General features: G+C 47.4%; 25 protein-coding genes. 11 read left to right on the top strand and 14 right to left on the bottom strand.

Annotated features, from left to right (window positions below; translation table 11 throughout):
• Nucleotides 1–140 precede the first annotated feature (140 nt).
• Nucleotides 141–773, top strand: coding sequence for a response regulator (locus AC3WQT_RS19865; RefSeq protein WP_492706338.1), 633 nt, complete (start codon nucleotides 141–143; stop codon nucleotides 771–773).
• 73 nt (nucleotides 774–846) lie between these two features.
• On the opposite strand, the gene AC3WQT_RS19860 is transcribed toward AC3WQT_RS19865, so the two are convergent.
• Nucleotides 847–1227 carry a response regulator gene (locus AC3WQT_RS19860; protein ID WP_492706336.1) on the bottom strand — a complete coding sequence of 127 codons (381 nt, stop codon included), beginning with the start codon at nucleotides 1225–1227 and terminating at the stop codon, nucleotides 847–849.
• Between the two features lie 340 nt (nucleotides 1228–1567).
• Between AC3WQT_RS19860 and AC3WQT_RS19855 the strand changes: the two genes are divergently transcribed.
• Nucleotides 1568–2932 carry a sensor histidine kinase gene (locus AC3WQT_RS19855; protein ID WP_492706334.1) on the top strand — a complete coding sequence of 455 codons (1365 nt, stop codon included), beginning with the start codon at nucleotides 1568–1570 and terminating at the stop codon, nucleotides 2930–2932.
• Nucleotides 2933–3016: 84 nt separating this feature from the next.
• Here AC3WQT_RS19855 and AC3WQT_RS19850 read toward each other — a convergent pair whose 3' ends face one another.
• A complete protein-coding gene (locus tag AC3WQT_RS19850) occupies nucleotides 3017–3733 on the bottom strand; it encodes a Crp/Fnr family transcriptional regulator (RefSeq protein ID WP_492706825.1) in 717 nt (238 codons plus the stop codon).
• 453 nt (nucleotides 3734–4186) lie between these two features.
• On the opposite strand from AC3WQT_RS19850, the gene AC3WQT_RS19845 reads away from it, so the two are divergent.
• Nucleotides 4187–4651, top strand: a complete 465-nt coding sequence (locus tag AC3WQT_RS19845) for a glycine zipper 2TM domain-containing protein (RefSeq protein ID WP_492706332.1) — start codon at nucleotides 4187–4189, stop codon at nucleotides 4649–4651.
• A gap of 122 nt (nucleotides 4652–4773) precedes the next feature.
• Here the strand turns inward: AC3WQT_RS19845 and AC3WQT_RS19840 are convergent, their stop codons facing one another.
• The 4 genes from AC3WQT_RS19840 to AC3WQT_RS19825 all read right to left on the bottom strand — a co-directional run bounded on the left by AC3WQT_RS19840 (nucleotide 4774) and on the right by AC3WQT_RS19825 (nucleotide 7787).
• Nucleotides 4774–5997 (bottom strand): AI-2E family transporter, encoded by a 1224-nt coding sequence (locus tag AC3WQT_RS19840; protein WP_492706330.1) that lies wholly within the window; start codon nucleotides 5995–5997, stop codon nucleotides 4774–4776.
• A gap of 125 nt (nucleotides 5998–6122) precedes the next feature.
• Entirely contained in the window at nucleotides 6123–6305 is a 183-nt protein-coding gene (locus AC3WQT_RS19835) for a CsbD family protein (RefSeq protein ID WP_492706823.1), read from the bottom strand.
• 410 nt (nucleotides 6306–6715) lie between these two features.
• The gene (locus tag AC3WQT_RS19830) at nucleotides 6716–7030 is read right to left on the bottom strand and encodes a BON domain-containing protein (protein WP_492706328.1); all 315 of its coding nucleotides are present in this window, start codon (nucleotides 7028–7030) and stop codon (nucleotides 6716–6718) included.
• Nucleotides 7031–7190: 160 nt separating this feature from the next.
• The gene (locus AC3WQT_RS19825) at nucleotides 7191–7787 is read right to left on the bottom strand and encodes a hypothetical protein (protein WP_492706326.1); all 597 of its coding nucleotides are present in this window, start codon (nucleotides 7785–7787) and stop codon (nucleotides 7191–7193) included.
• A gap of 304 nt (nucleotides 7788–8091) precedes the next feature.
• Here AC3WQT_RS19825 and AC3WQT_RS19820 point away from each other — a divergent pair, with 304 nt between their 5' ends.
• Complete coding sequence (locus AC3WQT_RS19820) at nucleotides 8092–9096, top strand: FkbM family methyltransferase (protein WP_492706324.1); 1005 nt, start codon at nucleotides 8092–8094, stop codon at nucleotides 9094–9096.
• Nucleotides 9097–9122: 26 nt separating this feature from the next.
• On the opposite strand, the gene AC3WQT_RS19815 is transcribed toward AC3WQT_RS19820, so the two are convergent.
• Entirely contained in the window at nucleotides 9123–10325 is a 1203-nt protein-coding gene (locus AC3WQT_RS19815; RefSeq protein WP_492706322.1) for an alginate O-acetyltransferase AlgX-related protein, read from the bottom strand.
• 51 nt (nucleotides 10326–10376) lie between these two features.
• Complete coding sequence (locus tag AC3WQT_RS19810; protein WP_492706320.1) at nucleotides 10377–11705, bottom strand: MBOAT family O-acyltransferase; 1329 nt, start codon at nucleotides 11703–11705, stop codon at nucleotides 10377–10379.
• Nucleotides 11706–12064: 359 nt separating this feature from the next.
• Between AC3WQT_RS19810 and AC3WQT_RS19805 the strand changes: the two genes are divergently transcribed.
• Complete coding sequence (locus AC3WQT_RS19805) at nucleotides 12065–12679, top strand: DUF4166 domain-containing protein (protein ID WP_492706318.1); 615 nt, start codon at nucleotides 12065–12067, stop codon at nucleotides 12677–12679.
• Between the two features lies 1 nt (nucleotide 12680).
• On the opposite strand, the gene ubiG is transcribed toward AC3WQT_RS19805, so the two are convergent.
• Both ubiG and AC3WQT_RS19795 read right to left on the bottom strand, forming a co-directional pair.
• On the bottom strand, nucleotides 12681–13406 hold the full coding sequence (ubiG, locus tag AC3WQT_RS19800) for a bifunctional 2-polyprenyl-6-hydroxyphenol methylase/3-demethylubiquinol 3-O-methyltransferase UbiG (protein WP_492706316.1): 726 nt from the start codon (nucleotides 13404–13406) through the stop codon (nucleotides 12681–12683).
• Nucleotides 13407–13441: 35 nt separating this feature from the next.
• Complete coding sequence (locus AC3WQT_RS19795; RefSeq protein WP_492706314.1) at nucleotides 13442–13810, bottom strand: thiol-disulfide oxidoreductase DCC family protein; 369 nt, start codon at nucleotides 13808–13810, stop codon at nucleotides 13442–13444.
• Between the two features lie 172 nt (nucleotides 13811–13982).
• Here AC3WQT_RS19795 and AC3WQT_RS19790 point away from each other — a divergent pair, with 172 nt between their 5' ends.
• Nucleotides 13983–14303: a metalloregulator ArsR/SmtB family transcription factor gene (locus tag AC3WQT_RS19790; RefSeq protein WP_492706312.1), complete on the top strand. Its 321-nt coding sequence runs from the start codon at nucleotides 13983–13985 to the stop codon at nucleotides 14301–14303.
• A 4-nt stretch (nucleotides 14304–14307) separates the two neighbouring features.
• Here the strand turns inward: AC3WQT_RS19790 and AC3WQT_RS19785 are convergent, their stop codons facing one another.
• On the bottom strand, nucleotides 14308–14967 hold the full coding sequence (locus AC3WQT_RS19785; RefSeq protein ID WP_492706310.1) for a hypothetical protein: 660 nt from the start codon (nucleotides 14965–14967) through the stop codon (nucleotides 14308–14310).
• Nucleotides 14968–15218: 251 nt separating this feature from the next.
• Nucleotides 15219–15455 carry a DUF2798 domain-containing protein gene (locus AC3WQT_RS19780; protein WP_492706308.1) on the bottom strand — a complete coding sequence of 79 codons (237 nt, stop codon included), beginning with the start codon at nucleotides 15453–15455 and terminating at the stop codon, nucleotides 15219–15221.
• Between the two features lie 294 nt (nucleotides 15456–15749).
• Between AC3WQT_RS19780 and AC3WQT_RS19775 the strand changes: the two genes are divergently transcribed.
• The 4 genes from AC3WQT_RS19775 to AC3WQT_RS19760 all read left to right on the top strand — a co-directional run bounded on the left by AC3WQT_RS19775 (nucleotide 15750) and on the right by AC3WQT_RS19760 (nucleotide 19551).
• The gene (locus AC3WQT_RS19775; protein ID WP_492706306.1) at nucleotides 15750–17030 is read left to right on the top strand and encodes an NAD(P)/FAD-dependent oxidoreductase; all 1281 of its coding nucleotides are present in this window, start codon (nucleotides 15750–15752) and stop codon (nucleotides 17028–17030) included.
• Between the two features lie 43 nt (nucleotides 17031–17073).
• On the top strand, nucleotides 17074–18030 hold the full coding sequence (ftrA, locus tag AC3WQT_RS19770; RefSeq protein ID WP_492706304.1) for a transcriptional regulator FtrA: 957 nt from the start codon (nucleotides 17074–17076) through the stop codon (nucleotides 18028–18030).
• A 160-nt stretch (nucleotides 18031–18190) separates the two neighbouring features.
• A complete protein-coding gene (locus AC3WQT_RS19765) occupies nucleotides 18191–18493 on the top strand; it encodes a hypothetical protein (protein ID WP_492706303.1) in 303 nt (100 codons plus the stop codon).
• Nucleotides 18490–19551: a zeta toxin family protein gene (locus tag AC3WQT_RS19760; RefSeq protein ID WP_492706302.1), complete on the top strand. Its 1062-nt coding sequence runs from the start codon at nucleotides 18490–18492 to the stop codon at nucleotides 19549–19551. Before AC3WQT_RS19765 ends, AC3WQT_RS19760 begins: the two co-directional genes overlap by 4 nt.
• Before the next feature lie 92 nt (nucleotides 19552–19643).
• Here AC3WQT_RS19760 and AC3WQT_RS19755 read toward each other — a convergent pair whose 3' ends face one another.
• The gene (locus AC3WQT_RS19755) at nucleotides 19644–21278 is read right to left on the bottom strand and encodes an alpha-amylase family glycosyl hydrolase (protein ID WP_492706300.1); all 1635 of its coding nucleotides are present in this window, start codon (nucleotides 21276–21278) and stop codon (nucleotides 19644–19646) included.
• Between the two features lie 63 nt (nucleotides 21279–21341).
• Nucleotides 21342–22376 carry a glucokinase gene (locus AC3WQT_RS19750; protein WP_492706298.1) on the bottom strand — a complete coding sequence of 345 codons (1035 nt, stop codon included), beginning with the start codon at nucleotides 22374–22376 and terminating at the stop codon, nucleotides 21342–21344.
• A gap of 412 nt (nucleotides 22377–22788) precedes the next feature.
• Between AC3WQT_RS19750 and AC3WQT_RS19745 the strand changes: the two genes are divergently transcribed.
• Nucleotides 22789–25428 (top strand): alpha-1,6-glucosidase domain-containing protein, encoded by a 2640-nt coding sequence (locus tag AC3WQT_RS19745; protein WP_492706297.1) that lies wholly within the window; start codon nucleotides 22789–22791, stop codon nucleotides 25426–25428.
• Nucleotides 25429–25851 lie beyond the last annotated feature (423 nt).

Here is a 25851-nt window from a genome sequence, read left to right as displayed (position 1 = left end):
ATTCTGGATGCTTGCCCGGGTAAGGAAAAGTATGGTGAGCATTTAAAAAACTCCCCAGATTCTGGTTTAATGAATTTTTGTGATGCCATATAGAAACTAGTTGACGCAATTTTGTGCACTCGCAAATTTGAAGGAAGAAAATGATACGTATCGCAGTCTGTGACGACCATCAAATTGTACGGGCCGGCTTCAAGCAGATATTTTCAGAAGTCAGCGACTTCGAAGTCGTTGCAGAAGCGACGACTGGCCGTGAAGCCTTGGAGATCGCCAGGAAAGAGGCTTGTGATGTCATGTTGCTGGATATCAGTATGCCAGACCAAAGCGGTATTGACACTTTGCGTACCATCAAACAAGGGCAACCAGATTTACCCATTTTGATCTTGAGTGGCTACCCAGCCCAGCAATATGCTGTGAATCTCTTGAAAATGGGTGCGAATGGCTACCTGAACAAGGAATGTGATGCCGATGAGCTGATCAAGGCTGTCAGAACGGTATCGACCGGGCGCCGTTATGTGAGCGCTGACGTGGGCGAGATTCTGGCACAGGGCTTTGACCATGATGCAGAAACTGCTTTGCACACTGAATTGTCTGATCGCGAATTTCAGGTATTTTTAAGACTGGCCAAAGGTGAATCTGTATCTGATATAGCAGTAACATTGTCACTCAGCGTAAAAACCATCAGCACCTATCGCACCCGTGTCATGGAAAAAATGAACTTGCAGTCAAATTGTGACCTGACGTATTACGCCATGAAAAATAATTTACTGGAATAGACAAGCATCGGCAAGTCAGACAGAAGAGGTACGACTGCGGGGAATAAAGCTGTTCTGTGTTGCCCAGTACAGCTTAATGAGCAAGCGCCTGGATGTGACCAACCAGATTATCCATTTCACGGGATTTATCAAAAAAACCTTCCGCTCCCAGTGACATGGTGCGTGTTTTCAAAGCATTGCTGGGGTTACTGGTAAATACCAGGCGTGAACCATATTGACGGCCATCACTCTTCAGGCCAGACAATACTGCCAGGCCACTGCCTTCACGCAAGCCGATGTCTACAATGGCGACATCCCATTCGATAGAACGCAATTGATACAAAGCCTCTTTTTCACTTTCTGCGAAACCGATGACTTCTATATTCTCCGTCTGCTGCAATACCTCGATCAGCACAGAACGAATTCTTTGCGCATCTTCGATTAAAAATACTTTCAATTTTTTCTTGTCGTCCATTATGTTCCAAACTCTTACGAACTGAAACTCGCTGTGCTCAAACCGCCGCCGCATGATGAGGCCTCAATAGAATTCATTTTAAGGAGACTCAGATTGATTAGCAATAAACTTTCGCGGAATTGCTTGTAGGAATAAACCTACCTTCTCAAGTTTCTGGGGCTAGAAAAAATTCTTCAAGATTTACGACACATAATTTATCAATTCAGGTATTGTTTTTCATAGGCTGCACGTGAAGAAAATCCCTGGTTTTAATGAGAACACAAATGGAAATCTGCATGTCTGATTTTATTTTTCTTCATCAATCACGTGATGCATTCAGGTGCTATTTGAGGAAATTTTCATGAAAAAAAACACATCGACTTCGATACCGCTCTACATTACTTTTTTATTTGTGACCTGTCTTTTCATTTTGATCGGCAATGCCTATTCTGCTTACCAGAATATGGAAAAACTCAAGATCAATAATGACTGGGTAGAGCATAACTGGAGCGTCAAAGACAAGCTCAAGAATATCAATCTGCTCATCATGGATTCTGAAAGCAGCTTGCGTGGCTATTTCATGTCCGGTAATGAAGTCTACTTGCGCCCCTGGGGTATTGCCAGGAACAAGCTGGAAAATGACTTCAAGGAACTGGAAAGACTATTGCAAAACAATCCGGAGCAGATCAAGAACCTGGCAGAGTTGCGCAGATTGTATAACAGCAAAACCAAAGTCTTTGAAGCTGCCATGTCAACTTACAGGGAATTTGGTCTGACAGGCATCGTCGAGATATCTAAAGTTGGTGATGGCCGGGATGTCATGGATGAAATCAGGCTGCTGGACATCATCATGGAAAAGGAAGAAAACGAGGTGCTGGCAGCCAGGCGCAAGACTTTTTACAAGGAATATAAGGACGCCCTCTTTTTTGGTACAGCAACCAATAGCATTGCCTTACTGGTCTTGATACTGTTTTATCGCCTGATCTACCGCAGTTTTTATAAGCAACGTGGCATAGAAAATGCCTTGAAGATCGCCAATGATAATCTGGAAAGCACAGTATTAAAACGCACTGAGCAATTGTCGGTCCTGTCGCACCATTTATTGAATGTTTCAGAAAAAGAGAAGGCCAAACTGGCGCGCGAATTGCACGATGAAATGGGTTCAAATCTGACAGCGATCAGCATGGATATCTCAGTCGTCACGGAAAAACTCAAGGACAAAGAACCTGAACTCGCCAAGCAATTGCAAAGAACCAAGCGCGCCCTGCTTGACACTGTGGATTTGAAGCGGCGCATCATAGAAGATTTGCGCCCCAGCATGCTGGACAATCTGGGCTTGTCTGCATCTATCCAGCACTACTGTGAAGAGGCTACAGCAATTGCCGGTTTATCTTATGTGACCGATATTACTGAAGATTTCGATACCATAGATCCGGCCTGGTCGATAGCCTTGTTTCGCATTACCCAGGAATCACTGAACAACGTCATCAAGTATGCGCAGGCCACCGAAGTCAAGATCAGCCTGAAACGTACCGACAAGGGCTTGTGGCTGCAGGTACTCGACAATGGCATAGGCATACAGAAAGAGGCCTTTGCCAAACCAAAATCGCATGGCATATTGGGAATGCGTGAACGTGCCTTGTTATTGGGTGGCAGTTTTTCAGTGAAGCCAGGCGAGAAAAATCGCGGTACTGTCGTCGAGGCGTTTATTCCTTTCAAAGAATAAAAAAAACCCGTTGCTCTCACAACGGGGTTTTGAATGTCCTGATAAGGCTGGCCGGCCTACCTGATGACGACTCTCAAATGCACTCTAACGTGCCATAGCGGTTGAGAGAATTTGTTCAAACTCTTGTTTGGATACGCGATAACATTCGCCGGCATGCATTTCCAGTCCTTCGCGATCCAGCATGGTGATATTGCCGCGTTTGTACTGTATCAAACCTTCATTTTGCAATTTTCCAGCTGCTTCGGTAACGCTTTCACGGCGTACACCCAACATATTGGCGATCATTTCCTGGGTCACTTTTATTTCATTGCAATGCAGGCGATCCAGCCTGTCGAGTAACCAGCGTGACAATTGCTGGTCTATGGAATAGTGGCGCCCACACACAGAATTTTGCGCCATCTGTGCGAACAGAGCCTGGGTGTAACGCATCAGTATTTGCTGCAGTTTCCCGCCTTTGGCATAAGCTTCCTTCAATACCGAAGCCTTGAGCTTATACGCATCGCCTGCGCATTGCACCATGGCTGTGCCCAAAGCACGTTCACCCATTACTGCAGAAATGCCGAGCATGCCTTCGTGCCCAGTCACACCGATTTCAGTCACATCGCCATCAGCCAGCACATACAGCAGGGCTACTACTGCGGTGGTAGGAAAATAGACATGGGACAGCTTGGCGCCGTATTCATAGAGTTCTTTGTCAAATGGCAGATGTACCAGTTCCAAGTGTGGCAGGAGAAATGCAAGTTCATCTTCAGGCAGAGCAGCGAGGATATCGTTTTGTATGGCTTCATCCAGCAAACCCATATCTGTCGCGCTGACAGCCGGAGCATAATCAACTGAATATCTGCGATGCAGTGTTCCACCAGAAATCAGCGACGGATGCGCGGTCATAGAAACCTGTGTTTGAGTGATATTCATTTTTTTCCTCTTTTCAAAGACATCCAATGTCGTTTGGTCCCTGCGATAATCGTCAGGTGCAAACCTTATTTTCCTGATATTGACATCACCTGCTTTTATTAGCGCTACTGATGTCCGTCAAACTGATTACACTTTAGTTTGTTCTTCTTAAAACAGGCATCAGAGAGTCTGGCAGCCGCTTGTACGCTGAACGCGCTGCACAATGTGGGACTAGTCCTACAAGAGGGATGTCCTGTTGCATGTATATTCGCTTGTATTAAGAATAAGGTGCGTTATCGCACCGACTGATGAAGTCATAAAATTTATGATCGCCCTCATCACTAACAGTGGAGAATGATCATGAATATGGGCAAGCAAACTCTCATTGTCGTAACCCTTGCTGCATCTGCGATGCTGACTGCATGCGGCAGCAGCTCACCATCCACCACAGCGGGTTACCCTGCCTCGCAGGTAGCCTACAGCAGCTATGGTGTGATTGAATCAATACAGGTAGTACAGGTCAGCAGTGAAAATAAAGGGCCCGGTGCCGGTGCTGTCGTTGGCGGCATTGTCGGCGGTATCCTGGGTAATCAGGTAGGTGGTGGTCTGGGCAATGCAGCCGCCACAGCAGCGGGTGTAGTAGGCGGCGCTATCGTCGGTAACAACATAGAAAAAAATAATCGCAACCAGCAGTTACGTGAGGCATACCAAATCAGTGTGCGCCTCGACAATGGCGTTTATCAAACCATCGTGCAGGATAATATTGTCGATCTGCGAGTCGGTGCACAAGTCTACGTAAAAAACAATCACGTTTATCGCAATTAAAATTATCGCAGTCAAAATTATCGCAGTCAAAATTATGATATGCAGTTCGGTAAAAAAAATCATTCCCGCAATTGGGAATGATTTTTTTTACCGAACTGCCCGTCACTTTTCATTCGTCTCACTCAGTCACTCAATAACTCAGCAACGGTCTGCATGCCGTCTATATGTTCGGACACAACTTTCACGATCACAATAATCGGCACGCCCAGCAATAGACCCCATGCCCCCCATAACCAGCCCCAGAACAAGAGTGAGATAAAGACGGCTGCTGTGTTCATCTGTGTAATGCGACCTGTCATCCAGGTTGTGACTACGGTACCAACCAGTGTTGCAATTACGATTGAGATACCCGCTACCAGTAAAGCCATGGAGATAGTACCGAACTGTACATAGGCAATCAGGCAGACTGCCAGAGCCATTAAAATCGAACCGAAGTAAGGGATGATATGCAGCAGGCCGCTGGTTACTGCCCAGGCCCCAGCGTTATCCAGCCCTATCAAATGAAATGCAATCCAGGTCAGCAAAGCCAGCAGGCCGTTGGTGATCAATAACATGAACATATATTGCTGTACCGATGTATTAATCTTGCTGAGAATTTGCACGGTAATGCGCTTCTGCGTCAGCGACGGACCGGTAATCTTGACCAGTTTTCGTTTAAATTTATCGCCTGACAAGAGCAAGAAGAAAATAAGAAACAGCATCATGACTGTCTGCCCCAGCAAATCCATGATACCCAGAGATCCTGCCAGCAGTAGTTCACGCAATTTCAGCACAGGTGTTTCATTGACCACTGCCTTCTTCATATTCAGTTGGGTACCTGTCGTTGCCTGGTTGGTTGCCTTTTCTATTTCCGTAGCTGCAGTCTGCATCTTTTGCATCATACTGGCCTGGCCAATTTTCAGCTTGCTCATTTCATTGGAAAACTTACGGGTCGCTACCGGTAACTGGTCAAGAATTGCATCAAATTCCGTATGCAAGGAATTGACTTGCGTACCTATGATAGTGAGCATACTGATCATCACCACGGTAACAGCAAGCAGACGCGGCATACGCACACGCTGCAATGCGCCGACCAAGGGGGATAAGGTATAGGCAATAAAAATGCCAAAGATCAGGGGAATGAAAAAGCGCTGCGCTGCACGTAAAGCGAAAATAAGAGCAACGGTTGCCAGTATCGTCAAGGCGAGGCCACGGGCGTTGACATGAATGCCGGGAAACAGTTGGGATGAATTATCAATCAGCGCAGCCGTTTTGACATCGGGCAGCACAGTATCGGCTGTATTGGCGGCTAAGCTGTCATCACTGCAACCCCTGCCAGAAGGGGTATTTGGTAGAGGTACATCCATCGCTTTTGTCCACTTGTCTGAATTTTTTTAATTATGTAATAAGCGATTTGCGTGTTGCAGCCGACAAAATTTTCGGGCGTTGGCACCATTGTTCCTGGTACACCAGCCCGAAAAATGTCAGTCACTTAATGCTTATGACTGTCCTTGAATGCTTCCTTGACGTTGCCCAGGGCTTTTTGCATGCTGCCTTCAACTTGCTTTGCAGCTCCCTTGACTTGCTGTTCCTTACTGCCGACCAGCTTGCCTGCTTCTTGCTGGACTTTACCTGCCACTTTTTTTGCTGCGCCTTTGACTTGATCTGAATTCATCATGAAGCTCCTGTATAAAAAATGAAGTCTACAAAAATTGGGTACTTGCATCAGACTGGAAGCACTGCAAATCAGATTGCAATTGGTTTATTAACGAACGCCTGATAAAAGTAACTTGAGTTTAAGGTGAGGGAAAAACTATTTCAGTGCGTTAGCGAACACAAATAAAAAAACTCCACAATCAGTAAGATTCCTGTTTGCGGAGCAGATGGCAATCACGTCTGGCTGTCACGTGATCGCCGGCAAGCGAATAATTTGGAGGACGCTGGCAAATTGATGGCATCCTGCTATTCACCGACTCCGGTACTTATTTAGGCTAATAAGTAAGACAATAAGTAAGACAATAAGCACGACTCAAGCGAAACGCGAGTGCTTCGCAAATTTGCACAGCACTCGCGTCATGCATACGTCTATTTCACGCGTATATCGTTTTTAACCGATTTCACGCCTTTCACTCCAGACGTCACACTGACAGCCTTGCTGGCAGAGGCAGGATCAGCAACGAAGCCGCTTAACTGCACTATGCCTTTGAAAGTTTCGACATTAATTTCACTTGCTTTCAAAGTCGGCTCATTGACGATAGCAGCTTTCACTTTAGTGGTAATGAGGGTGTCATCAATATATTCACCAGTGCTTTCTTGCTTACTGGTTGAAGCACAGCCGAGCATGGTGACCATCATTGTTGCCAGGAAAATGCCCATGATTTTTTTAATTAAGTTATTCATTTTTTATACTCCTAGTGTAAATTTTTAATATCTATGTTTCAGATGGAAGGTAATACCTTAGGGGACTGCTTTTAAAACTGCACTACAAACCTGATGTGTGCAACGGGCTGGCATTTAGCTGAAAGAAACACCATGGAACCAGCTCAAAATTTGATCAATATTATTTATACTGTTTTTTCGCGGCAGCAATACAGTTCTCTTTGGACGGACCAGACATGGCATCGCACTTCTCAATTGCAACTTTGTAGTTGGCATCAAGTGCTGTCGAGAGAGCATCCACTTTGGCATCAAAAATCTTCTTACCTGCCTTGGCATCAGCAATCGCTATTTTTTGAGTGCCCTTGGCTTCTTTCTTGCAGACGTCCTTATCATTGCCGGATTTATCGTCACATTTTTCAATAGCCAGTGCGTACTCTGCATCGGCAACATCCGTTGCTGCTTTGACGTGATTTTTGGGAGTGTTTTCATAGTTCACCAAAGCTTCTGCCTTGACACGGGTACGTGCGACTTTAGCTTCTTCTACGCAAATGTCTTTTGCATTGTCTTTCAATGCATCACACTTTGCCTTGGCCACCTTGAAGTCTGCTTCGGCACGTTCTTCCGTCGCCTTGAAGTTTGCTTTTGCTACGTCAGCGGCGGCAAAACTGGAACTTGCAGTAAAGCCTGCAGCAGAAATCATTAAGACAGAAATTATTTTTTTCATGATATTTCCTTTATTTAAAAAGAACTGATTAGCCTGATTAATTTTTTGAACCACTAATGCAGAGGCATGGACTGTATCGTAGCAGCGCCCCAGGTAGCCAGATATAGGACACGGGACCGCCGATTTGTAGGACTAGAAGAAATAAGCCGGAACATCTGCTTGAACCCTGCTGGCAGTTCCTCACTGAACTATTTGATGTCGATCATGTCAATACTCTTTCTGAATGGAAAAGAAACTCAATCATGAGCTACCCTTGCAAACACCCATTTAAAATAGCGTAAATCGAATAATGCTTAGAAAACTATTCTCCAAACCAGCCCCACTCACAATCGTGGAGAGTCAACAAGAAGCACAAGCCATGCATGTCGGCGCAAATCCAATTAAAAAATTTGGTGATTGGACCTACAGTGAGCACACTACGACTGAAGACATTTTTCATTGCTTTCGCCTGATTCTAGGGCGCTCGCCTAATCCTGAAGAATGGCCAGGTCATGGCGCTCAGGCTGGCAAATCCCTTGATGCTGTCGTTGCTTCCTATTTGAACTCGCTGGAGTTTACCCAAAGACAGGAAAAGTTGACCGTTAAGCGTGACGTTAGCAGGATCCAACAAGTCAATGTTGGCGGCCTGCCCATGTTTGTCGACCCAGAAGACCTGGACCTGGGATTACCACTGATACATGGTGAATATGAGCCACATGTGACAAAAGTCTTCAAGGAACATGTTCAGGCTAGCATGGGTGTGCTCGACATCGGCGCTAATATTGGTTACTACAGTATGATTGCCGCATCTCTAGTAGGCGACACAGGCATGGTCTATGCGGTTGAGCCGAATACCAATAATGTCAAATTCATAGAGCTCAGCAAGAGAGAAAATGATTTCAAGAATATCAAAATCATCAATAGCGCGGCTGGTGAAGATTTCGACATACTGAGCCTGAATAGTTCGTACAGCAACGGCACGACAGCCCATTTGTCATCAAATCAGCAGACGTTGATGAAGAGCACAGTTGTAGCCTGCATGCCGCTGGACAATCTTATTCCGGCGGACCGAAAAATTGATCTCATCAAGATTGATATTGAGGGCTTTGAATATCGCGCCTTGCTGGGAGCCAAGCGCCTACTATCAAACTGGCATCCCATTATCATTAGCGAATTCAGCCCTGATTTCATGCCACTCACTGGTGGCAATGATGGTCCAACCTATTTGCGTTTTTTATTTGACCTCGGTTATACAGTTGCCGTCATCCAAAAAAATGGTGAATTGTTTGAAGTCGGCAACGATGTCGATAAAGTGATGTGTTTCTATAAGGACGTTGGTGAAGACCATATCGACCTTTTGTTTAAACACACTACAGCTGCATAGGTCAGGAGCCAGAGGCATGGGAGAAATCACTGACCAGCGTTTAACAGAATGCTGCTATTTCTCTCAAAATAGGATACTGCTGCATCATGGAATACATACAGTATCTGGTCAGGTGCATACTCGTTGAGCAAAATCTGTTTGAATCTGGCTTGCTCTTTATCACTGAGTCGATTGATGCTATTCAAAGAGATATGCCAGACTTCGCTATAGTATTCTGAAAAAAAGCCTGCAATTCCTTGGCCGAATGAGTCTGAGATCACGAGTAATTTTGGACCTTTTCTGTTGCTATGGCGATAGCGTGAGACATCACCAATTTTTCCCGCCGTGTCGGCAAACTCAGGAAAACAGGCAACGCCAAGGCAGGCAGTAATGCCAGCCTTGGCATAATCAGGATCATGAGTAGGCACAGTCAATGCCACGCCCGGCAAGAATTGCTGTATGTCGGATGCGACGTCATGCAGATTGCTTGTCAGTGTCGTTAATTTTTTGCGATGCAGGTAATTTTCTGCAACCAGTTGCGCCACCGGCTCAGGTCCATTACCTGTCCAGTGAAAAGTATTTTTTGGAAATACGGTTATGCTTTTCTTGAGTGCCTGCATTTCTGTCAGCGGATAAATAATTTTATCTTCTAGTCCTGGCAAAGACTTGAGTGTGGCTACGACGTCAGGCAAGCTGGGGGTATATTGCGCACATTGCTGTTGCAACCAGTCTGGCAATTTATCTGCATAAACGACCGGTTTGGTCGGCACCAGCAACAGATAACTTTCCGGCTTAAGCTGTACCGCCATGTGCATGAAGTCAGATGCAGTCCTGACTATCTCTGCCCGGTCTTTCTCTGCGACGTTTTTCCCGCACAAAAAATGTATCATGGCCAAGGGAGTATTGGCCGCGTGCGAGTTGAAGAAGATATAACCATCTTTACCAGCCGTCAGTTGTACGGCATTGATGTCGCCAAGCAAGTAATAACGCAATTTATTATTCCATGCCACCAGATTATTTCTGAAGCCGAAGTGGTCATTAAGATAGGCATCAACCAGCGCAGGGAATTTCAAGGTTTCTGCGAATGTTTTAGGCAATTCCGGCTTGCTGGCGAGTGCGCGGTTTTCTATACTGGGACCTTGTAATTTTCCACTTAATTGGACAAGGGCTGGCATCAGCAAGATGCCAAAGAAAGCGATAATAAAAGTGATGCGCCCGTAGATAATGCGTCCGTTTAGGCGCTTTTTCATGGCCGCCTGCAAATTTGATGTGCCGGAATCGCTCATAGTCATGATCCAGCCTCAGAAACGGAAATAAATAAATGGATTGTAAGCCCCCGTCGCCAAACTGACAGCCGACAAAATAAAGAGCATCAGACTGATAGCAGGTGCAAAGATACGAGTTGCTGCACGTGGCTTATTCAGTACCTGCAGCAAGGGAGTGGATACCAGTATGCCTGCTATCAAGGCCGTGATGACCGTGCCACTCATAAAGCTCATGACGGGAGCCATGGCATTATCTGCAGGCATGCCTCCGGCCATGGCAGCCAGATAATGCAAAGCTTGGGCAAAGCTGTCGCATCGGAAAAATACCCAACCTGTCATCACGATCAGGATAGTATAGATATGCCTGAATGGCCTTGGCAAACTCGCCATGGCTTTTTGCAGACCGATACGCTCCAGTACCAAAAAAGTGCCGTGATACAGCCCCCAGACCACAAAGGTCCAGTTCGCGCCATGCCAGAGGCCACACAGGAAAAACACGATGAACAGGTTACGGTAAGTGACCAGGCTGGTGCCCCGGTTGCCACCCAGGGGTATGTAAAGGTAATCACGAAACCAGCGCGACAGACTCAGATGCCAGCGTTGCCAGAATTCTGTAATCGACTGCGCGACATAGGGGTAATTGAAATTGCGCGGAAAACTAAAACCAGTGACCAGGCCCAATCCTATCGCCATATTTGAATAACCAAAGAAATCAAAATAGATTTGCAGGGTATAGCAAGTGATACCCAGCCAGGCACTGGCAATACCTAATGCTTCTGGTGCCAATGAGAATATCTGGTCGGCTGGCAGAGCGACGCTATTGGCAATCAACACTTTTTGCGCCAGGCCAAGAATGAAAATTTTGATACCCAGCTCCACTCTGCGCAAGGTATGTTGACGCTGGTGCAATTGCCTGGCAATGGTAGAGAAGCGAATAATCGGCCCGGCAATCAATTGCGGGAACATGGTGATATACATGGCAAGGGCAAACAGATTCTTTTCATGCGCGGTCTTTTTACGATACACATCCACCAGATAAGAGATCGCATGAAAGGAAAAGAAAGAGATACCCAAGGGCAGTGTGACCGCCTCCACCTCAGGCATATTGATACCCGCCCTGCCAAGCACGGCAATCGCACTACCCAATGCAAAATTGAAGTATTTAAAATAGGCCAGCAATAAGAGATTGAAGCCTATACCTGCCATAAAAACGGTTTTGCCTGTGCCACCTTTCTCTTGCGCCTTCCCCATGCCCAATCCACACAGATAATTAAGCAAGATAGAAATCAACAGCAAAGGCAGGTTTTTCGGCTCACCCCAGGCATAAAATATAAGACTGGCGACCAGCAACACTATATTACGCATGTGGCTAAACGGCAGCGCAAAATACAAAACGAGAAAGGCAGGTAAAAAATAAAATAAAAAGGTAACCGTACTAAAAACCATGTCTTGTGCTTTCTCTTGTACGTTCGCTTGTATGGCCGCTTGTATGTTTTTATCACAGCGCCTGCATGTATGAAGCAATGGCGTCAGTAAAATGGATGTTTGGTGCGGGATTTTAATGCCACGGGCTGCAAAAAAGAAGCAGAACCTTGGTTTTCTCATGCGAGCAGGCATTTTACTGCGCTAAATTGAGGAAAATGAAATAGCGATTGCGGCTTGAGCTGGTATTCGCACTACGTTTTTTTAATTTGCAAGGATTTGCAGGGTTTACAATGGCGTCCATGACTACGGAAACCTTCTTTCAGACTCCTCCAGTTACCTCGGCCCAAGCCTGGTTTGGTAAATCTTTTAAGGATTTGCACCCACTATTGCAGCAAATACATATACACGGCGGCACCTTGCAAGGTGAAATAGATATCAAACTGGGCAAGGGTCTGGCTGGCGTACTGGGCCGCAAGCTGGCAAAAAAGCTGGGTGTGCCAACCAGACACGCCCGGTCCGGCTACAAAGTCAGTATCAGTCATGCAGCAGGCAAATTAATCTGGGCCAGAGAATTCTTAGCGCCAGATGGTGTGGCACAAGAACTGATCACCGTGTTTGCACCACATGGCAACTATCCGCATGGTCATTGGCAAGAAAGTACGGGGCTCATGCAGTTCCGTCTCACGGTAGACATTCTGGAAGGTGGTGGCTGGAACTGGCTCGTCCTCGGCGCCAGTCTGCATGGCATACCTTTACCGGTGCGGCTATTCCCTCAATCACAAGCCTATAAATGCATAGAAGACGGACGTTACCGTTTTTATGTGGGCTTTGTCATGCCTGGCCTGGGTTTGTTGCTCAGCTATTCAGGCGTGCTGGATTTAAAACCTGTAATAGAACACGGAACCAAGCCTTGAACTAAGCCTGCAATGGCTTCTGCATCGCCAATAAATAACCCACACCCATAAAACCATGCAGGCGGAAGCGCTGGGTCAGCGGGTTGTAACCAAGGCCATGCTTGTCCTGCAATTTCAGGCCACTTGCGTTTGCCATTGCGAGTAATTCTGCCGGTTTGATAAAGCGTTTATATTGATGCGTGCCTTGCGGCAGGATACGCATGATGTATTCCACCGCCACAATAGCCAGTGCATAACTCAAGGGATTGCGGTTGATCGTTGAGAAAAATACCCAACCACCAGGTTTGACCATATCTGCACATGCTTGAATGACGGCTGCCGGAGATGGCACATGCTCCAGCATTTCCATACAGGTAATGACATCGTAGTGCCCGGTATGTTGCTCAGCCCAGGTTTCTGCACTGCTTTTAGCATAGTGCACATCCACATCCTGAGCTTGCGCATGCCATTGCGCGATTTGCAAGGGCTTGTCGGCAAGGTCTATGCCCGTCACTTTTGCTCCCTTGCGCGCTATTGATTCAGCCAGGATGCCGCCGCCACAACCTACGTCCAGGACTTGTTTATCAGCAAGCTGAGCCAGGCTGTCTATCCATTCCAGCCTGTGTGGATTAATCCTGTGCAGGGGTTTGAATTCTGAACTCTCATCCCACCAACGGCTCGCCAGGCTATTGAAGCGTGCCAGTTCAGCCGGATCTGCGTTGTTTTCCATAGTGTGAATAGTACTCATGGCATTCTCTATTGATTGATGGTGTATGAATTGGCTTACCAGTGACCGCGCCTGCGGTTCCAGCGGTACAGGTGTCTGGCGATGAAGTTATACAATGGCCGGGTCAGAAAATTCAGGCGTAATGTCAGCCAGGCCAGCCAGCGTCGGCCACTGGTTTGTGCCCACAAGGCAGCCAGTGCCTGCTCACCTACCAGCAGCTCGCCATTGGCATTGCGCACATGCAGGCGTTCACGTACAGTTTCCAGCTCGCTATTGATTGCTTTCACTGCGTCAGGTTCAGCATGCACGTCAATCCAGTTGATATTGCATGCCTGCATACGCCCACGCTGGTCACGTATGCCCGCATCACATACCGGACAGGCGCTGTTGTAATAGACCGTAGTAGTACCTTTTTCAGATTCCATGATATTTGATTACCCGTCAGCACTCTTGAAACAAGCTCATCAACATAAGCTGATGAACATAGGTTGATGAAACAAGCATATACCTTATTTAGCTAAATGTCTAATTATCTAATTAACTTCACGATCGGACGACAAAATGCTATGATGAATTATCACCATTGATTTACTCGCTATGGAAAAAGTATTTGAAGCCCTGGCATCGACGCCACGCCGGAAAATTTTGGCTTATTTATCGGAGACAGAATTGTCTGCCGGTGAAATTGCTGCGCGTTTTGAGATGACCAAGCCTTCCTTATCCAAGCATTTGCGCATACTGGAATCGGCGGGGCTGATTGCCAGCGACAAACGCGGGCAATTTGTTTTCTATCGTCTGCAGGGTGACAATCTGGCAAACACCCTGGCTTCGTTCATGCAGGCTGTATGCCCGGTATCCAAAGCCCTGAAAAAAGAAAGCAAGGCTTTGGCGGCGAAAAAATCCGTCGAAAACCGATAAAACTCTAATCAATCAACTCAGACAATTTTTCGTCTTGCGTTTGCGCAGATGCCGGCGCTTTGACTTTTGCCAGCAAGGCATGATTAGGTATCGGAGTGTTTTTGCCTACAAATAGCTTCTTGATCAGGTACGCCATACGGTTTTTTTGGAAGTCGTAATAACCGCCTATTATGCGTTCCACTGCAGCAAGCTGATGTTCCAACTCCAATTTAACCATAGGTGAAACCCAGTCTGTACGCCAGGTAATAGTTGCGCCACTATCCAGGTCAAGATAACCAAGAACCGGGTTGTTGTCAGAGATTTCGCAAGCCAGTGCGTGGCTGAAATCTTCTGCATAAAATTTTTTTAAAGTACCCAGTCCAAAATCGATCAGGTATTGTTCATCGACTATGCACACTGCATGCCCTTCTTTTTGCTGCTCGTGAACAAAGCCCTTGTAGCCTATATAAAAAATACCGTTATTTTGTTTGATTTCAGCATAGCATCCTTGAACCCTGGCTGTATAACCCTTTTCTGTCAGTATTTGCGCGAGCATGGCGGACATCGCAAAACAGCAACTGCCATATTGTTTGAAAAAATCCAGAATTTCAAAATCATCTGCGACCTGCCTCAGGTCGTGAGCAAGTTTGCGGTCTTTTACTACCTGTAGAAATGCGGTGTTCATTGTTACGAATCAAGATAGTGGGTGAAGATCCTGCACCATCAAAGAATATATTTACAAAGAGCAATAATATAAAATTCGCAATGATTTGTACGTGATAAATAGTAAATACTTGTAAGCAGATGTTTCGATATCGAAGACAGCCCTTCAGCAATCAGGCTAGCAGAGATCGGCAAGAAAACAAGAGCAAGGTTTGACGTAAAAACATAGCTTCCAGCGCAGTGCAGCTGCGCTGGAAAAGCACTGAATCCCGCTTAACGCGGAGTTTCAACCAGCATGCTGGTCATACGTCGGACCAAGGGTAAGACAAGCAGCAGTGTGGGGAAGGCAAACACCCAGGACAAGGCCCAGGAACCCATCCAGATTTGCAGAAAATGATCCACCAATCCAACACTGCGCAATGTACTGATCAGCGAGACGATAAAGGTCATCAGTATCGATAAAAGGAAGGGCATGACCAATCCTGCATAACGTGCCGGCAATTTACGCATTTGCTAACCAGGGGAAGAGTTTTTTTGAGTTTTCACGAAAATTTCATAAACCGACCAGACTAACGCCTGTTCTTTACGTATATATCCAGACATGAACCCTGCCCCGGCGAGACAGGCGCATAGACCGACATAAGCGCTTACGACAACTCTCATAGGAAGTCTGTTCGCCCAGTGTAATTGGCAATAAAACAAAAGTAAACAAGAGGGCAATAAAAAGTCAGGCTTGCCTTGACAGAGCTGTTGCGTGTAATTTGACGGCTTTTCTGTCGCACCAAGAGTTTAAGATACGAGCCTATGATTCCCCAAGAAAATCTGAGACAAACCTTTTATCAGGCCAGTGCTGCATCTGTTCACTATCCACGTCTGCAAGAAAACCTGGACTGTGAAGTCTGTATCATCGGTGGGGGTTTTGCCGGTTTGTCGACAGCGTTGGGGTTGATGGAACGTGGTGTCAGCAATATCGTTTTACTGGAAGCTGAAGAGATTGGGCATGGGGCATCCGGCCGCAATGGCGGATTTGTGTTTGGCGGCTTCAGTCTAGACAATGCAGAGCTGATCAAACAAATAGGCCGCGAACCTGCACGAAATCTATACCAGCTGACGCTGGATGCAGTGGCCCTGATACGGCAACGCGTCGCGAAATATCAAATGGATTGTGACATCAATGAAAGTGGTGTCTTGCTGGCCAACTGGTTTGACGATGAGCGAAAACTCCAGCAGCAAAGAGAATTCATGCTGTGTGAATTTGACGTGGAATGGGAACCATGGTCACGTGAACAAACCCGTGCAACCTTGCACACCGACAGGTATTTTGGCGCTTTGCATGAAAAAAATGCCTTTCATTTTCACCCTTTGAAGTATGCCCGTGCTTTAGCCGAGGCATTGAGTTCTAAAAGCGTACGCGTGTTTGAACAAAGCCGGGTAAGCGCCATTGAAACCGACAGCAAGGAAAAATTAGTACGCACAGCAAATGGCGCCGTGAGGGCAAAGCATGTAGTCGTGTGTTGTGGCGGCTATATTGAAAAACTTTATCCCAAACTGGCCCGCTCGGTATTGCCGATCGCGACCTACGTCATGGCGACAGAAAAACTTGGCGATAAACTGCCAACAGCCATGCAAACCGCAGCTGCCGTCTATGACACCCGCTTCGCCTTCGATTATTACCGCCCATTGGCAGATAGCCGCCTTCTCTGGGGAGGACGTATTTCCATACGCGAAAAGCAGCCTGCTGAAGTTGCCGCATTATTGTACAAGGACATGCTCAAAGTGTACCCGCAATTAGCGGGAACAAAAGTGGAATATGCCTGGAGTGGCCTGATGAGCTACGCCCAGCACAAGATGCCGCAAATTGGATGTCTGTCAAATGGAGTGTGGTATGCCATGGGGTTTGGCGGCCACGGTGTGGCACCGACCACCCTGGCTGGGGAAGTAGTGGCCCAGGCGATTGCCACTAATCAGGCCTTACCCGATGGCCTGGATCATTACGGTTTGCCACCCAGCTTTGGGGGCCTGGGTTTGATGGCAGCACAATGTGCGTACTGGTATTACGAATTACGTGACTGGCTACGTGAATGAATTTTCCTCTGTCGTGATGTGCAAGGTATTGTAAGATTAAGCCATGAAACCGCATCTTGTCGTCGCCCTTGCCTATGATCAATTGTGCACCTTTGAATTTGGCTGCACCGTCGAATTGTTCGCCCTGAACCGCCCCGAACTTGGCGTGGATTGGTATGACTTTGCCGTTTGTGCCGCCGAACCTGGCAAATTGCGGGCCGCAGGCGGTATCACGGTAGAGGTGCCGCATGACTTGAACATGCTGGATCAGGCAGACACTATCATCATCCCCGGCTGGCGTGATGCTGATGAAGTACCACCAGCGGCATTACTAGACAAAGTCCGGCTGGCTTATGCACGCGGCGCACGCATCTGCACTATCTGCTCTGGCGTGTTCATCATGGCTGCAGCAGGCATACTTGATGGCAAAACCGTCACTACCCACTGGCGCTATGCTGAAAAACTGCTCAAGCGCTATCCACAAATTCAGGTTCAAGCCAACGCCTTGTATGTGGATCAGGAGCAAATCATGACTTCTGCAGGTTCAGCTGCCGGGTTGGATATGCTGCTGCATCTGGTGCGCAAAGATTATGGTGCCAAGGTCGCCAATCTGGTGGCGCAGCGTCTGGTAGTACCGCCGCATCGAGAAGGTGGGCAAGCGCAATTTGTACCGCGCCCCATGCCCAGTGATGAGCATGCGCGTCTGGCAAAATTGATGGACTGGGTCAGATCCAACCCTGCCCTGCCACACAATCTGGCGTCGATGGCAGAAAAAGCCACCATGAGTATCCGCACTCTGCAACGTCATTTCAAGGACAGCACAGGTATGGCACCGGGTGAATGGCTGATACGTGAGCGCGTCGCCATCGCCAAGGAATTGCTGGAGTCACCAGCAAGCAGCTTGTCACAGATAGCTGAGCTGGCAGGCTTTGGCTCAGAAGAATCCTTGCGCCGGCACTTCCGTCGCATCGTCGCTAACAGCCCTGGCAATTATCGCAAGCAATTCTCAAATGATGTGTAAACGACATCCCTTCACAGCCTGGCCTGAGTATTCACACTAGGCTGATATGGCTGAACGTCTGTCATATGTAGAAACAATTCAGTCTCGGAAAATTATTATCGCAATAGCAAATCGTCGTAAAATTAAATTAATTTTTGAACAAATTTTTTGAAGGATATCCATGAGCAATTTCGATGAGGCAATTCACAGGAAAGAACAAAAAGCTGAACTGGCAGGGGACATCGTCGGCAGCCTGATCGCGATCCGTTCTGCCTGGATGCACGACGAAGATATCAAGGATAGTCCTGACGAGGCAAGGCTGGCCGTCCTGCTCAAGGAACAAATGGCGCTGGAACTGAAGCGCAACACGTTTTACACATTGGAATTGGAAGAACTGGATCAACTGATACAGACATACACGCTGCAACTCAAAACTGAAGATGCTGAGCGCGATACGTATCTGGCGTCGAAAGATGGAAAATGAGCGACGAAGGAAAACTATCTTCAGAGATTCATGAAAAAATCTTCAAGCAAAGAATTGAAGCAAAAATGCTCGCCAGCACACGCGCACTTGAATCTGGAGAGCAGCCAGTTGCTATTTTTCTGGGCGGACAGCCTGGCTCAGGCAAAGGGGGCCTCGCAAGAAAAACGATGGAAGAATTATCGACTGAAAAAACAGTGCATATAGATGTCGACAATTTGCGTGAAAACCATCCATCTTATCGTTCATGGCAACGCAATCCTGCAACCGAAAAAATCGCTGCAGATCTTTCTCATGCAGATGCCAGCGCATGGGGTAAGTCGCTGTTTTCTTCCGCCATCGTCAATCGGCGCAATATCATGATTGATGGCACGCTGGGCAATCCTCAAAGTACTGAAAAACAAATCAATATGCTCAAAGACGCTGGATATGAAGTGGTAGTCCGTGCTCTGGCAGTACAGCCAGAAGTGAGCCATCTTGGTGTACTGAAGCGCTTTGAAGAAGGTGTGCAACAGGGTGCGCCACGCTGGGTCCCTCGTGAAGTAGAAGCCTCGGCCTACAAGGGCTTACCCAAAACCTTGCAACTGGTGGAAAGCAAGCAAACTGACACATCAATACAGGTACAAGTTTTTGACCGCAATAAAAGTAAACTTTATGATAATCGCCAAACATCAATCGTCTCACAAACCACGGCAGAACAAACCTTAAAAACTGAACGGCAGCGTCCACTGAATGCCAGCGAGCAGCAATCTTATTCCAAAGACTGGGACATGGTCATTACATCCATGGCACAACGTCAAGCACCTGCGCAAGAAATAAAGGAAGCAACAAAGCTGGCCGAACAGATGTGCCCTGATAAAAAATTATCAGTTGCAGGAACAGTATCAATTGAAAGCAAAACAGCGAATCCGGATTTGGCACAGAAAAGCACAAAGCATGAAACTGCTGATACTCTCGATTCATTAAGCATGCCAGCGACACCTTCAAGCAAGCTGCTTGGAAAAATAGCCGAACCACCTTCGCCTGCGGCCAATGAATCCAGCAATCTTAAAGTGAAATAGCCTGACTTAAAAAATCAAGTTTTATCTTGAAGAGAAATAAAAAAAGGGCTGCACGAACATCGTGCAGCCCTGTCAAGCGCTCTGCATTACATTTACTTGATCACTTCCCCAAACCAGGCACCATAGGCTGGCAGCTCCACAATCCCACCATTGACCTGTCCCGGCAAGCCAGCATCCTTCAATTGCGTAGCATCCACTGTCGCAGGCCAGTTAAAACTGACGGGTTCATTTCCGAGATTGAATGCTGCCAGCAAACTATTGCGACCAGCCAGATCACGGCATATCGCCAATACAGGTTCGGGGGCATCAAAGAAACTGATTTCCCCCCTGCTAAGTTGTGGATATTTCTTGCGCCAGGCCAGAATATTGCGGGCAAAATTCAGCACGGAATGATCGTCTTGATCTTGTATAGAAACCGCATTGGCTGCATGTTCAGGCGGCACTGGCAACCAGGGTTTGCCAGTGCTAAAACCGGCATTTAACTGATCTGCCTGCCATGGCATGGGCGTGCGGCAGCCATCGCGGCCCTTGAATTCTGGCCAGAAAGTAATGCCATAGGGATCCTGTATATCTTCATAGGCAATGTCGGCTTCTGTCAGTGCCAGTTCATCACCCTGATACAGACAAGGTGTACCCTTCAAGGCCATCTGCATGACCAGCAGCATCTTGGCAAATTGAGGTGTCGCCTCTGCGCCACCCCAGCGTGTCATGACACGCACCGAGTCATGGTTACCAACCGACCAGGAGACCCAGCCGCCTTTGACTCGCGCTTCATATTCCTCGACTTGTTGACGTATATAGGCAGCAGAATACGTCGCCGTCAGCAAATTAAAGCTATAGGCCATCTGCAGTTTATTGCCATCCGCCGTGTAGTCTGCCATGACAGCCAGGGAATCATCGGCCCCGACTTCACCGATGGCGATCGCGTCAAATTCATTCAAGAGGCTGCGGATTTTTTCCAGGAAGACCAGATTTTCCGGCTGCGTCTTGTCGTGGACGTGTGCCTGCATGCCGTAGGGATTATTGTCCTGTACTGTTTTGTTATCACGCACCTGACTGGGTGGATTGTCACGCAAAGCCTGATCATGGAAATGAAAATTGCAGGCATCAAGACGAAAACCATCAACACCACGCTGCAACCAGAAACGCATATTGTCCAGATGCGCCTGCTGCACTTCAGGATTGTGGAAATTCAGGTCAGGCTGGCTGACCAGGAAATTATGCATATAGTATTGACGGCGGCGTGCATCCCATTGCCAGGCAGAGCCGCCAAATACCGATAACCAGTTATTGGGGGGCGAACCATCTGCCTTGGGATTGGCCCAGACATACCAGTCGGCCTTGGGATTATCGCGGCTCTTGCGACTTTCAATAAACCATGGATGCTGCTCCGAGCAGTGCGACAAGACCTGGTCTATCATGATCTTCAAACCCAGTTCATGCGCACGTTTTAATAAGTCATCAAAATCAGCCAGCGTACCAAAGATGGGATCGACATCGCAATAATCTGCCACGTCATAACCAAAGTCTTTCATCGGCGATGTAAAGAAAGGCGAAATCCAGACGATGTCGACACCCAGGCTGGCGATGTAATCAAGTTTCGCAGTAATGCCGGGCAAATCACCTATGCCATCGCCATTGCTGTCTGAAAAACTGCGCGGATAAACCTGGTAAATAACAGCATCACGCCACCAGTCACTTGTTTGCACTTCCAAAAAATTATTCATGGATTTGTATTTTCGTTTTGACTGCAAAATCAAGACCTCTGCGCTGCAAGGTCTTTTCAAATTTCAGGCGACACTGTCTGACAAGGACAAACGTTCATTCAATATCGCAGACACACCCAAAAATGCAGGATACTCTGCCGTGATCAGGTAAGTCGGTATTTGTGCCAGATAATCGGCAAAGCGGCCTTTCGCTTCAAAGCGTTTGCGAAAAGCAGATTGTGCAAAAAAATCACCCAGGCGCGGCACGATGCCACCACCTATATATACACCACCTGTCGCACCAAGAGTCACAGCCAGATTACCGGCAATCGTGCCCAGCATGGCACAAAAGTATTCCACAGTACGGGTACAGATAGCGCAACTGCCATCGAGTGCACGGCGGGTGATATCGGCGGCATTCATTTCTGCAGCATCTGCATGCTCGTCCATTTGCGCCAGGATACGGTACATCAGTTCCAGCCCCATGCCGGAAATCAATCGTTCAGCAGACGCATGCGGATATTCTTTCCAGACCTGGCGCAAGATTTGAATCTCGATTTCATTACTGGGAGAAAAACTCACATGTCCACCTTCACTGGATAAAGGCACCCAGTGCGCACCAGATGGGATGATGCCAGATACGCCCAGGCCAGTGCCTGGGCCTATCAAACCTATGGCACGGTTGGGTTGCGACTGACCACCGCCAATTTGCACGCGCTCGTGTGCAGCCAGATGTGGCAATGCCATCGCCAATGCAGTGAAATCATTGACGACCACCAGATTATCAAACCCGGCAGCCTGCCGCAAAGCTTCTATGGAAAAAGTCCAATGATGATTGGTCATGCGCACTACATCGCCATCCACAGGATTAGCTATCGCTATCGCAGCATTTTTGACTGCCGACTGACATACAGCCAACACTTCAGGACTGGATAAGTAGGCCGCAATGGCAGATTGCAGGTCGGGGTAGGCATTACATGGCAATACGGCAATAGCGGTAAATTCGTGGCTACGCATTTCCAATGCGAAACGCGCATTGGTACCGCCTATATCTGCCAACAAGCGAGGGATAACACCGTCTGGTTTTTTTGGATTATTGCTCAACATCTCACCATTCATATTTTTTGCGCCGGAGTCTGACTAATACAAGATAATAAGTCGCGGCCAGATTTTATGTAGCAATACTACATATATCAACAGCCCATGTCTAACAAATTTACGATTATTGAGTTAAAATTAAAAAAAATGTTGGCTTAAGCCACAATTAAACCGGTAAAACTGGCTGTAAACACGATTTTAATTATGTAGTCACACTACTTTTGTGACTGAAATTTTCTAAAATCAGAACTCGGCAACTTGTTTTACTCAGGAGACTGTTTTGTTTTTTGAGCAAGCTATTACACATACAAGAAGCTGCGCCAGCTTTTTGCTCTCGTGCAGTCTGTTGGTTTATGCCACCCAGGCAAGTGCCGACAATGCCCCAGCCACGTCCATTACGGCATGCAATGGAGAACCATTCGAAACCACATTGATGTCTTCTGCAATAATGTCAAAAGAAGCGCGCGCCTATTGGCTCTCCAGCAAATTGATACGCTGGCCAGGCGTGACAGCGGGAAGCAAAACCAGGCTCTATACATCGAGAACCGGGCAACTCAAACTAGGCAAAGGCAGCAAGCCATTCGGCTTTGATGAGGCTTTTACACTGACCGAGACCGACAAAATTTTGGACACCACCATTGCAAAGCGCTTTGCCTACATCGGATCCGGCAAAGAATATGAACTTGCAAATATCGGACTGCAACAACTGCGATCATTGCAGCAAGCGCAAGTAGTGATCACTACAGAAGATAGCGAAGGCCAGGTTCTTGATTACACCAGCCTGCAAATCGCTGGCGCCCTGGACGATTTGTATAAGAGCGCCGGCAGTCTGAATGATTACGGCGCAAACATCAGCAAAGCAGCAATTACTAAAACAACTCAGACACAATTCAAGGTCTGGGCACCCACGGCACAACGAGTCTCGGTTTGCCTGTATCTGGATGGCAAGGCCAAAGCCACGGCCATACTGCCCATGCAATCAGATACCAATACCGGTGTCTGGCAGGCCAGCAATAAGGCTGATTTGTCGGGCAAGTACTACACTTACCTGGTTGATGTTTACGTACCGGGCCAGGGCCTCGTGCGCAATCGTGTCACGGATCCCTACTCCATCAGTCTTACTACAGATTCAAAGCGCAGTTACATAGCTGATCTATCCTCCGGCAAATTAAAACCAAGGGGCTGGGACGAGCAAAAACTGAGCGATAAAGTAAAAAATCAGACCGATATGCAAGTTTATGAATTGCATGTACGTGATTTCTCCATTAATGACGCCACGGTAAAACCTGCCTGGCGCGGCAAGTATCTGGCTTTTACCGAAGCACATTCAAATGGTATGCAGCATTTGCAGGCGCTGAGCACAGCCGGCATGACAGATATCCATTTACTGCCGGTCTTTGACTTTGCCACTGTGTCCGAAGCCCATTGCCAGACCCCCGCCATCAAGGGTAAAGCAGATGGTGAAGAGCAACAAAAACTGGCTACGCAGCATGCCGATAAGGATTGCTATAACTGGGGCTATGAACCTTATCACTACAATGCACCTGAAGGCAGTTATGCGACCGATGCCAGCGATGGCAGCAAGCGCATCATCGAATTCAGGAAAATGGTCATGGCCTTGCATAATGCAGGCCTGCGTGTGGGCATGGATGTGGTCTACAACCATACTGCGGGCGCTGGCCAAACCCGGTATTCGGTGCTGGACCGTATAGTCCCAGGCTATTACCAGCGCCTGAACCTGCTTGGACAGATAGAACGCTCTACCTGCTGCGACAACACTGCCACAGAAAACACCATGATGGCCAAGCTCATGAGTGATTCCGTAAGCTTGTGGACACAGCATTACAAAATTGACTCTTTCCGCTTTGACCTGATGGGGCATCAACCCAGACAAGTCATGGAAGAGATGCAAGCCAGGCTGCGGCAAGAAACCGGACGCCAGATTCAATTCCTGGGTGAGGGATGGAATTTTGGTGAAATTGCCGATGGCAAACGCTTTGTTCAGGCATCACAACTGTCCCTGAACGGCAGCGGCATAGGCAGCTTCAGCGACCGCGCACGTGACGCCTTGCGTGGTGGCGGTCATGGTGATGCAGGCGATGGCGTAGTCAAAAATCAGGGTTATATCAATGGCCTGATCCACATGCCAAATGCCTTGGCAGACAAAGCCAGGCCACAACAGGATCTTTTGCGCGCAGCCGATATGACAAGGCTGGGCCTGGCAGGCTCAGTACGCAGCTTCAGCATGCAAACCTTTGACGGCAAGACCAGGCAATTACAGGAGATTGATTATGGTGGTCAGCCAGCAGGCTATGCCAGTCAGCCCGGCGAAGTCGTCAACTATGTAGAAAACCACGATAACCAGACCCTGTTCGATATCAATGCCTATCGCCTGCCCTTGAATACCAGCAGCGCGGACCGCGCCCGCATCCAGGCTTTGGCATTGGCAACAACCGCTTTCAGTCAGGGCGTGGCCTATTACCATGCTGGCGTAGATATCTTGCGCTCGAAATCCATGGACAGCAATAGCTTCAATTCTGGCGACTGGTTCAACCGGCTGGACTGGAGTTATGGCGACAATTATTTTGCCACTGGCTTACCGCCAGAAAAAGACAATGCGCAATTTTACCCTTACATCAAGGCCGTGCTGAAGCAGGCAAATATTAAACCGACGCGCGAAGATATTGCCTACTGTCGTGATCAATTCCGTGATTTATTGCAGATCAGAGCCAGCTCCAGCCTGTTCAGATTATCCACTGCGTCCGATATCGCACAGCGCCTGCATTTCTATAATACGGGAGCAGCGCAAAATCCCGTGCTGATTGCGGCGCATCTCGATGGCAAGCAATTGGCAGGGGCGAATTTTGATTCAGTCATGTACTTCATCAATATCAGTCCACAGACGCAATCAATACAGATAGGCGAACAAAGTCAGCGCGACTATCAATTGCATCCTACACATTTGCTTACACAAGCAGCAGATAAACGTGTTGCAGCAGAAGCGAAGTATGAGAATATCAGCGGTCGGTTTACGATTCCAGCCCTGAGTGCAGTAGTCTTTGTAGGACAATAGGAGGTTGCGAAGCTCTGTTTTGGAACAAGACTTGAGCAGAGCAATATTGATTATGGTGCGCAATAGACACCATGTAGTGCAAAACTTTTCATATGGGTAATTTATTACTATATGAATGAGTCTTTAACATGGTTCAAATATTGCTTATTGCTTAGCTATTTTGTCGATGAAATACAAACTGGGTGCTCATGTTGAGACATAAATCAGGCACTGCAAATTGTCCAGGAAAGGGATTCATATGCTTGCTACAAAAAATATGAAAAGTTTTCAGTCAAGAAACGCAAATTTAACACCAACAGCGGTTATTATTACCGCCTTCATATTCTAAGATCGAGGAGACAGCCGGAATGGATTTTTCAAATCGCCAGCAAGAGCCGGGGAAGAAGTTTATAGGCTTAGGGCTGGTTATCGCATTTCACGTAC

It is taken from the genome of Undibacterium sp. FW305-107 (genome assembly GCF_058788535.1).
The sequence above is the reverse complement of the archived record's forward strand: the minus strand, read 5'-3'. Positions and strand labels throughout refer to the sequence as shown.